This is a genomic window from Actinomycetota bacterium, from assembly GCA_030774015.1.
GTDB lineage: Bacteria > Actinomycetota > UBA4738 > UBA4738 > JACQTL01 > JALYLZ01.
In genome coordinates, this window is the sequence record JALYLZ010000164.1 from 1 (window position 1) to 8024 (window position 8024).

At 69.0% G+C, this 8024-nt stretch carries 7 protein-coding genes and 1 pseudogene; 2 read left to right on the forward strand and 6 right to left on the reverse strand.

Features of this window, described 5'->3' with window-relative positions; all coding sequences use genetic code 11:
- Positions 1 to 238: 238 nt before the first annotated feature.
- The 4 genes from M3Q23_16090 to M3Q23_16105 form a co-directional block, all read right to left on the reverse strand.
- The gene (locus M3Q23_16090) at positions 239 to 1222 is read right to left on the reverse strand and encodes a ferric reductase-like transmembrane domain-containing protein (GenBank protein MDP9343577.1); all 984 of its coding nucleotides are present in this window, start codon (positions 1220 to 1222) and stop codon (positions 239 to 241) included.
- Positions 1213 to 2067, reverse strand: a complete 855-nt coding sequence (locus M3Q23_16095; GenBank protein MDP9343578.1) for an FAD:protein FMN transferase — start codon at positions 2065 to 2067, stop codon at positions 1213 to 1215. The genes M3Q23_16090 and M3Q23_16095 overlap by 10 nt, the downstream gene beginning before the upstream one ends.
- Positions 2064 to 2396: a hypothetical protein gene (locus tag M3Q23_16100; protein ID MDP9343579.1), complete on the reverse strand. Its 333-nt coding sequence runs from the start codon at positions 2394 to 2396 to the stop codon at positions 2064 to 2066. Before M3Q23_16100 ends, M3Q23_16095 begins: the two co-directional genes overlap by 4 nt.
- Before the next feature lie 763 nt (positions 2397 to 3159).
- A complete protein-coding gene (locus M3Q23_16105; GenBank protein ID MDP9343580.1) occupies positions 3160 to 3957 on the reverse strand; it encodes a glycosyltransferase family 25 protein in 798 nt (265 codons plus the stop codon).
- A 266-nt stretch (positions 3958 to 4223) separates the two neighbouring features.
- Between M3Q23_16105 and M3Q23_16110 the strand changes: the two genes are divergently transcribed.
- Positions 4224 to 5108: an LLM class F420-dependent oxidoreductase gene (locus M3Q23_16110; protein ID MDP9343581.1), complete on the forward strand. Its 885-nt coding sequence runs from the start codon at positions 4224 to 4226 to the stop codon at positions 5106 to 5108.
- A 252-nt stretch (positions 5109 to 5360) separates the two neighbouring features.
- On the opposite strand, the gene M3Q23_16115 is transcribed toward M3Q23_16110, so the two are convergent.
- Positions 5361 to 5591, reverse strand: a complete 231-nt coding sequence (locus tag M3Q23_16115; GenBank protein ID MDP9343582.1) for an Lrp/AsnC ligand binding domain-containing protein — start codon at positions 5589 to 5591, stop codon at positions 5361 to 5363.
- Between the two features lie 824 nt (positions 5592 to 6415).
- Here M3Q23_16115 and M3Q23_16120 point away from each other — a divergent pair.
- Positions 6416 to 6679, forward strand: a pseudogene (locus tag M3Q23_16120) (phosphoesterase).
- 222 nt (positions 6680 to 6901) lie between these two features.
- Here M3Q23_16120 and M3Q23_16125 read toward each other — a convergent pair.
- The gene (locus tag M3Q23_16125) at positions 6902 to 7822 is read right to left on the reverse strand and encodes an NAD(P)H-binding protein (protein ID MDP9343583.1); all 921 of its coding nucleotides are present in this window, start codon (positions 7820 to 7822) and stop codon (positions 6902 to 6904) included.
- Between the last annotated feature and the right edge of the window lie 202 nt (positions 7823 to 8024).

An 8024-nucleotide genomic window follows, 5' to 3' on the forward strand; every position in this document is an offset into this window, starting at 1 on the left:
CTTGGCCATCCTGGCCGTGTGAGAGCAACGCAGCATTCGTCAGGGTCATCGGTCTTCGAGCTCCTGTCTCGCCCTGGAGGGATGGAGTGCTACTGGAGGTGTCTCACCTCAGCCTGACAGACAGGGGTCCGCAGACCGCGCTCACTTCAGGGTCGCTAACGGCCCAATGCTAACGGCCCAATGCTAACGGCCCAATGCGACAGCGCTCGCTCGAGCACTTGGCCGGGGCTGATCTACGTCACGTGTGGGCGGTGATCACGCCGCCGCGCACGGAGTTCGTGTTGCTCGGCTTCCACTTCGCCTGCACGAAGCGCTGCCGGCCGTTCGGCAGGCGGCAGGTGGCCTCGAATCCGTAGCTGTGGACCTTGGTAACGTTCCCGCTGCAGAGCAGGCCGCTCGGCAGGTACTCCATCTGGAAGTCCGTCGAGACCAGCCGCTGGGGAGCGATCAACAGGTCGGCGCGGACGATCACGCGCTGTGCTCCCGAGCCGTTTCCTGCCATCGAGATGATGCCGCGGGTGACGCCTGAGTCCGTCTGGATGCGCCCGGTCAGGACGTCGCGGAAGCTCGCCGCGTTCCAGGGCTTCGGCTGGAACCGGAGCGGCCCGAGGGCGAGGCCGCCGACGACGGCGACCGCGGTGGCGGCGGCGACGAACGGCGCGGAGCGGACGAGCCACGTCGACGCGCTCCGAGCCCGGAGCACCCGCCACAGCGTGAGGCCGCACACGGTGGAGACGGCCGTCGCGTAGATCGCGAGCATCCAAGGCGTGCTGCGATCGGTCCCGCTCCCCAGCCCGTGTAGCGTCGCGGCGCCCCATACGGCGAAGTTCGCGTAGTGGACCCGCCGCCAGAACCGGTAGGAGATGCGGCGGCTCCGGTAGTGGTTCGTCACCGCGAGCGCCAGCAGGAGCTCGGCCGCAACGATCCCGAGCCCGATCCACACCGGCCGGTAGCGAGACAGCAGCGGGACCACCAGCGAGGTCAGCGAGAACGGCAGGTACGCGTCGATGGCGACCGCGACGATGTGGGTGACAACGAAGGTCCCGACCAGGATGCCACCGAACCGGTGGACGTCCTCCAGCGCGAACTTCGGCCACCGCTTCAGCGGCTTCCTGCCCGTCATCGTGAGCCCCACGGCGACCACCGACGAGAGCAGCACGTAGGCGACCACGCCGCCGGCGCGAGCGGCGTACCAGTCGATGGGGCTCGAGGTCAGGTGCACGCGAGCGCCTCGTCCATGCTGGACCGCCAGGCCTCGTTGAGGGTCGGTTTGCCGTCCGGGGTCAGGAACCGAGCCGGCATCCCGCGCTGGTCGAGCCACTCCGGTCCGTCCCGGCCGAGCAGGAAGCCAGCCTTGGCCGCGATGTCCGCGGCGAGACAACTCGCTCCGCACGTGGTGACCTGGGCCCACGGCGACCGGGCGGGGCGACCGGTTCGCGGGTCGATGAGGTGATGCTGGACTCGGCCCGCCCGCATCCACCGCCGCCTCGTGGTCCCGCTGGTGGCAAGCGCGCCCCGCCGCAGCAGCACCGCCTCCCCGTCCGGGAGCGCGACGGTGACCTCCCCACGCGCCGCCAGGTCGCCGCCCGCCGAGACGAATCCGTCCCCAGGGATGAGCGAGAGGGCGTCGTCGACGGCCAGCGCCTTGACCACGCCGTTGAGGTCGAGCCGGATGCCGGCGGGGACCCCGATGCGGCTGCGGAGCACGATCACCGAGCGCCACTCGCCCGGGCTCGCGGGGCCCGGGGGCTCGGGATCCGGCCCGAGCACCGAGAGGTCGCGCGTGTAGCCCGCTGTCTCGATCGCGACGCCGACGGTCGGATCGACCAGGCCATCCGTCTCCTCGGCGGCGCGCAGGGCGATCCGCACCGTGTCGGCGAAGAGCTCCGAGACCCGGACGAACCGCCCGGAGGAACCGTTGACCCGGTTCAGCTCGCTCTGGGGGATGAAGCGGCTGAACGCCAGCTCGCGCTGGCGGAAGAGATCCCGGACGGCGATGTGCTCGGAGGACGTTCCGCCGCGCAGGACGATCTCGCAGCCCATCGCCTCGAACCGGTCACCGTTCACGACACGCTCGTCGAGGCTCCGGGCGGCGCTTGCGCGGGCGCGACGATGCCTGCCTGCAGGAGGTTCTTGCGAACGATGCGGACGAAGCGGGAAGGGGCCACCAGCGGGTGGGCCGGGCTCTTCGGGTGGCCCGCGAAGGAGTGTCGCGCGAACAGCATGGCGGCGCCGAAGACGAGCGCGCCCCCGGTCCCGAAGACGGCCTTCGCCACGCGGGCTCGCCGCCGGGCGAGGTCCACGCGCTGGGGGCCCCCACCGATGAGCTCCTCCGATTGGACCCGCGGCGAGACCGATCGGGGCGTGGTTCGAGGCGGAGGGGTCGTGCGGGGCACGGTTCGCCCACGGCTCGATGTCGAGCGGGTCCTTCGCGCGCGGCTCATCCCTCGATCTCCAGCGCTCGATTATCCGGAACGCAGGTTCGAACGAGGCTGGCGGTCGGTTTGGGAACGGTAAGGATCGCTCGTCAGGGGCCATTTCACGGTCATCCGCCTTCGCAGGCCCCGAAACGCCGCCCTGCTAGGCTCGCCCCAGTCAGGCAACAGACCCACACCCCCCTCCTGTCGATGGGCTTGCCTGGAGCGGGTATAGAGGCGCCCCGCCCTGGCACCAGATAACAGGTGTCGGCCCTTCAGGCCATTAGCCCTGCGGGGGAGTCGTGGCTCCCCTCGACGACACGAAGCCGTCATGAGCCGCTTGGTTCTCTGAGCTTCCGGAGTCTGTTGTAGACGGTTGCTCAGACGGTTCCCAACGCGCCTGCGATGGCTTCCTTCGGAACTCTTGCTCTCTCTGCCTGACCCAGCAATCGGGCCCTGCTCCGCCTCCTCCCCCGCGAGCAGGGCCAACGGCGTCCGCGAACCGACGCTCGAGGCGATCCCCACAACGGTGGTGACGCCGACCCGGCGGTGGCCCCGCCTAAGCTTCAGGAAGGCCGAAAACCTAGCGAAGCAACCGTGGCCAATGGGCCCTGCACGGTATCGCCATTCCATGGCGCTCTCCGGGCGCCAGGGCCGTGATCCGAGGACGTCGTCCGAGAAGAGGAAGGCATCGTCGGCGAGCGTCCCTTCGACCGGCGTCGCCCGCTCTTGGCCGCGTTTCCTATCGCAAGCGGTCAACCCCGTGCTGCGCCCGGAGGGCGTCGAGCCTCCGCAGGTCCTCCACACTCGTCGACCGGGTCGCCATCTCGAACGGGCGGTCGTACCCCAGCTTGGCGTGCGAGTGCTCGAAGTCGTAGTCGAGCTGGACACTGGAACCCCAGCGCTTCAGGTTCACGCCGACCAGGCGCTTCGGCAGCGCGTAGATCGTGAGTTTCTTGGCCTGCGCCAGGCCACTCAGGAAGGCGTCTATCTGCACCCTCAGGGGCAGCGCGCCGTTCTCGAAGATCTTGCGCACCGCCGCCTTGCTGACCAGGTACGCGTGTGTGCCCTGGAACAACCGTATGTCCACGTGCGTCGTGTGCTTGGTGACCATGCTGGGCCGGGTGGTGCGGCAGCCCAGCAGCAGGATGTCCCAGCCGGCCGGCACGCCCCGCAGCGCCTTGTTCACGGAGGCCAGCAGGCGGCCGGGCAGGATCGCGTCGTCCTCCATCACCAAGTATCGCTGGCTTGCGATGGTGGCCGCGTCGTACAGGATGTCGAGCCAGGTGCACAGGTGGCTGAGCGCACACCCAACGCCGCCCATCGACGGCATCTCGGCGTGCGTGTGGCGGAACCCGCGGCGTTCGACGGCGGCGAGCCTGGCCAGCGCCGGCTCGTACACCAAGGCCCGGGCACGGGGCCAGACGCTCGCTGCGTCGACCGCACGGAACCGCCGCAGCTCTGAGGCGGTCAGATCGCTGCTGTCGAACTGCTGCAGGAACGACTGCAGGCGAGCTTGGTGTCGTTCCAGGTTGAGCACGTAGCAGATCATCCGTCGGTCAGTCCCTTACAGGAGAATGTCCGGCCGCTGTTGAAGTCCGGGGGTGATCCGGCGGCCTTCACGCTGCTTCCTCATCGTACTCCGAGCCTTTGACACTCCCGGTATGACGGCGTAGGGCAGCGATCAAAATGGGCATCTCGTACCGCATGAACGCCTCCGTGGCCGCGTCGGCCACGTGCAGCGGTAGGTGGACCAGGCGAAGTACCGAAGCGGTTTCGATCTTCTCCCGGGGTAGGGTGAAGGCGATGCGCATCGGCGTCGTGTTCCCCCAGACGGAGATCGGCGCGGACGCGGGCGCGGTACGCGCCTACGGCGAGCGGGTCGAGGAGCTCGGGTTCACCCACGTGCTCGCCTACGACCACGTCGTGGGCGCCGACCCGACGGTGCATACGCCGTGGAGGGGCCCGTATAACGTGCTCACGACCTTCCACGAGCCGATGGTGCTCTTCGGCTACCTGGCCGGGATCACCTCGCTGGAGCTCGTCACCGGGATCATCATCCTCCCCCAGCGCCAGACCGCCCTCGCGGCCAAGCAGGCCGCGGAGGTCGACCTGCTCACCGGTGGCCACTTCCGCTTCGGTGTCGGGCTCGGGTGGAACGCGGTCGAGTACGAGGCGCTGGGCAAGGACTTCTCAAACCGAGGCCGTCGCATCGAGGAGCAGATCTCGCTGCTGCGCCGGTTGTGGACCGAGCAGGCCGTCACCTTCGAGGGCGCCTACGAGCGGGTCACCGCCGCCGGGCTCGCGCCGCTGCCCGTGCAGCGTCCCATCCCCGTGTGGATGGGAGCGCAGTCGCCGCGCGCCTACGAGCGCGTCGGCAGGCTGGCCGACGGCTGGTTCCCGCAGGTGCCACCGGGACCGCAGCTCGACCACGCGCGCACCATCGTCGAGGCGGCGGGGAGGGACGCCGGTCGGGATCCGTTCACGCTCGGCATGGAGGGTCGCGTGAGCTGGCACGAGGAGGGCACGCCCAAACTCGTGGAGCAGGTGGGGAGGTGGCGGGATGTGGGTGCGACACACCTGTCGATCAACACGATGGGCGCAGGCCTCGGCGCCGTCGACGCTCACCTCGCTGTGCTCGCCAAGGTGGCAGGAGCGCTCGAGCTCGCGACTGACCCATCACGACCCTGATGGAAGCAGCGCCACAGACCCCCGCGGTCCAGATCAGGCGAGTCGCGCCCAGCTCGAGTCGGGGACGGATGGGCGGCCGCACGCTGAGATGCGGCGCGAGGCTCCCCCCGGGGGGGCCGCTGGTCAACCGGTGGCGACGGCGCCTGGACCGGGAGAAGTCGATGGCTGCCGCGATCAGGACGACCACGCCCACACCCATCTTCCCAGGCTGACCGCGTTCGCCCGGGTCAGGGTCCTATGTCTCGGTTCCCTTCATAGGTGCACAACGGAGCACGTGATGGTGCGCGTTATGCCGTCGACCTGCTGGATCTTGATCAGCACCTGCCTGCTGAGATCGTCCAGGGTGCGAGCCTCGGCCCGCACGATGACGTCGTATGGGCCGGTGACGTCTTCGGCCGAGACCACGCCCTTGATCCGGGCCACTTCTCTGGCGACCTGCGCCGCCTTACCTACCTCGGTCTGAACCAAGATGTAGGCGTCCACCGTTCGTCTCCTCCCATGCCACTGGCCTTTCGATGGGCCAAGGGGGGAAGGGGGGAATCCCCGGTTCGAGTCAGTACCCCCCGGCCCTCGCATCGTATATCGGGGGTCACGCTCCCGCTGATCCAGGGCATGCTCAGCCAAGCGCCCGGTCCTACGGTTGACCCGGATGGCGAAGGAGATCCACGATGGCGGCTCGGAGGGAGTCATCCTCCTGCAGGTCCATCAGAACCTCAGCGAGCCCGCGGCCATCCGGCCGCCCGCAGAACTGGCGTATGGCGTCTGCTCGAACGTTGGATGGCGATGTGAGGAGGAGGAGCAGGTCTATCCGCGCACCCGCCGGAAGCTTCCGAAGCTTGCGCATCGCTCGGCGCGGGATGGTCACAGCCGCATAGGACCACAGGGAAAGGCACGCTGGCCAGATGCTCCAAGGGCGCTGCGGCCGAATATCATACCCATCCGCCGCGTCGCTGGCGGAGCCGACCGGACCCCAGAGCGGGCAGCACCATCGGTTCGGCCTCCTCGGCAGCCCCCGCACGTTGGCCGAACTCCGGGGTCGTCGCGTCGCGCCCAGATTTCGCGGGCCAGTAGTCCGATCGGACCCGCGGCTGAGCCCGATCCTGGGCCCTCGACCGCGCCGACGGTGGGGGCGAATACCCGAGCATGCAAGGTAACGAGGCGAGGCCCCATCGAGGGCTGGAACTCCGGCCGCCGCGGGGTGACCATCCCCGTAGGGGTCCAAAACCCCGATTCCTCACGCGGCCGCCCCGTGATACTCGTGGATCAAGCCACCGCTGTTGCAGGCGATCGAGAGCAGCAGGTGCGCGAAGGACACCATGGTGATCGCCACATACGACGAGTTCGGCGGGCAGTGGGACCACGTGACGCCGCCGGGCCAGGGAAGCGCGGCCGGGCCGCACGACCAGTGGGGCCCCGGCACACGGATCCCGACGCTGGTGATCTCGCCGTTCCTGCGCGGCGACTTCGTGGTCGACCACACGCAGTACGACACGACGTCGATCCTCGCCACGATCGAGCACCGGTTCGGGCTGGCGCCGCTCTCGACGCGTGACGCCGCCGTGGCGGACCTGTCGAACGTGTTTGACGCGCCTATCCGATGGTCAGAACCAGCCCTGATCGTGTGCTCTGTCGCTGCCGCCCTGCCGGGGTCCGGGGCGTCGCGCCCTGTAGGCGATTGGTCGGTAGCTTGCCGCCTCTGCTCCTAGCGGCCCGTGGCAGCAGTCCTCGGCTGGGACGGGTGTTGCTCCGGCGCTGGGGCAGTACGTGGTCGACTAACCCGCGCCTTCCCTTCGTCAAGCTGGCGCGTAGTGCCGGGCCACCTCCGAACCGTACCGTGCTCCCACGCTGGCCGCGTTCTCCGTTAGCCACTCGCTCAGCCGCCGCTCTCCCGTCGGGGGTCCCTCGGTGGCCACGAGGCCCGCCATCAGCCCCCCGAGCTCGTCCTTCGTGACCACCACGTCCCTCACCAGGTAGCCGATGAGTCGTGAGGCGGCGAGCGCGGCTGGGGGCGGAACGTGGACGATGCGCGCCCTCCTCCCGATCTTCTGGGCGATCAGTGTGACCAGCTCCTCGAAGGTGAAGGTCTCGGGCCCCACGGCGTCGATGACCTCGTTCTCATCGCGCTGTCCGGCCCGCACGCAGAGCTCGGCCACGTCCTCGACAAAGACCGGTCGCACCCGGTAGGTGCCCGAGCCCGGGATGGCGAAGACCGGGAACCGCCTCAGGAGGTAGGCGACGTTGTTGATGAGGATGTCCTCCTTCCCGAAGATCACCGTGGGCCGGACGATCGCGTAGCTCAAGCTCGACTCGCGGATGGTGCGCTCGATCCGGAACTTCCCCCGGAAGTAGGGGTACGGCGAGTCCTCGGCGGGGTTGGAGATGCTGATGTGCACGATCCGCTTGACCCCGGCGTCACCCGCCGCTCCGAGAAGCGTCTCCGTGCTGCGGACTGCCCGGTGGAAGGTCACCTCGCCCTGGGGGAAGCGCACCCAGTACGTGTTGTAGAGGGTCGTCGCTCCGCCCAGGTGCTCCGCGAGCTTCCCCCGGTCCTCGAAGTCGAAGGGAAACGCGCTCACCCGGGCCCCGAAGGGGTTCGGCCGATCCGGATGCCCGGTGAGCGTCCTGACCGACCTCCCCATCGACAGGAGCCGCTCGGTGATGTACCTGCCCGTGTAGCCGAAGGCTCCCGTGACGACGTCGAGATCCCCAGGCATGACCGGCCCATGCTATGAGGTTCGCAGGGATGCCGGCGGCTGCGGTGGGGGGCGACGATCCCCCAGCTGATCCCACCCCAGTGCATGACCAGGGGAACAAGCGGCTTGCGAGGTGGACGAGCAAGCTCGCGAGCCGGCCAGCGTCGGTCTTGCGGTGCCCGGGGCACATCCTCTCGCGTGGCCGTTACTCGATCACCCGGGA

Excerpts from the sequence above, each read along its gene's own strand:
- M3Q23_16110 (MDP9343581.1), top strand. The coding sequence starts at position 4,224 with ATGCGCATCGGCGTCGTGTTCCCCCAGACGGAGATCGGCGCGGACGCG.
- M3Q23_16125 (MDP9343583.1), bottom strand. The coding sequence starts at position 7,822 with ATGCCTGGGGATCTCGACGTCGTCACGGGAGCCTTCGGCTACACGGGC.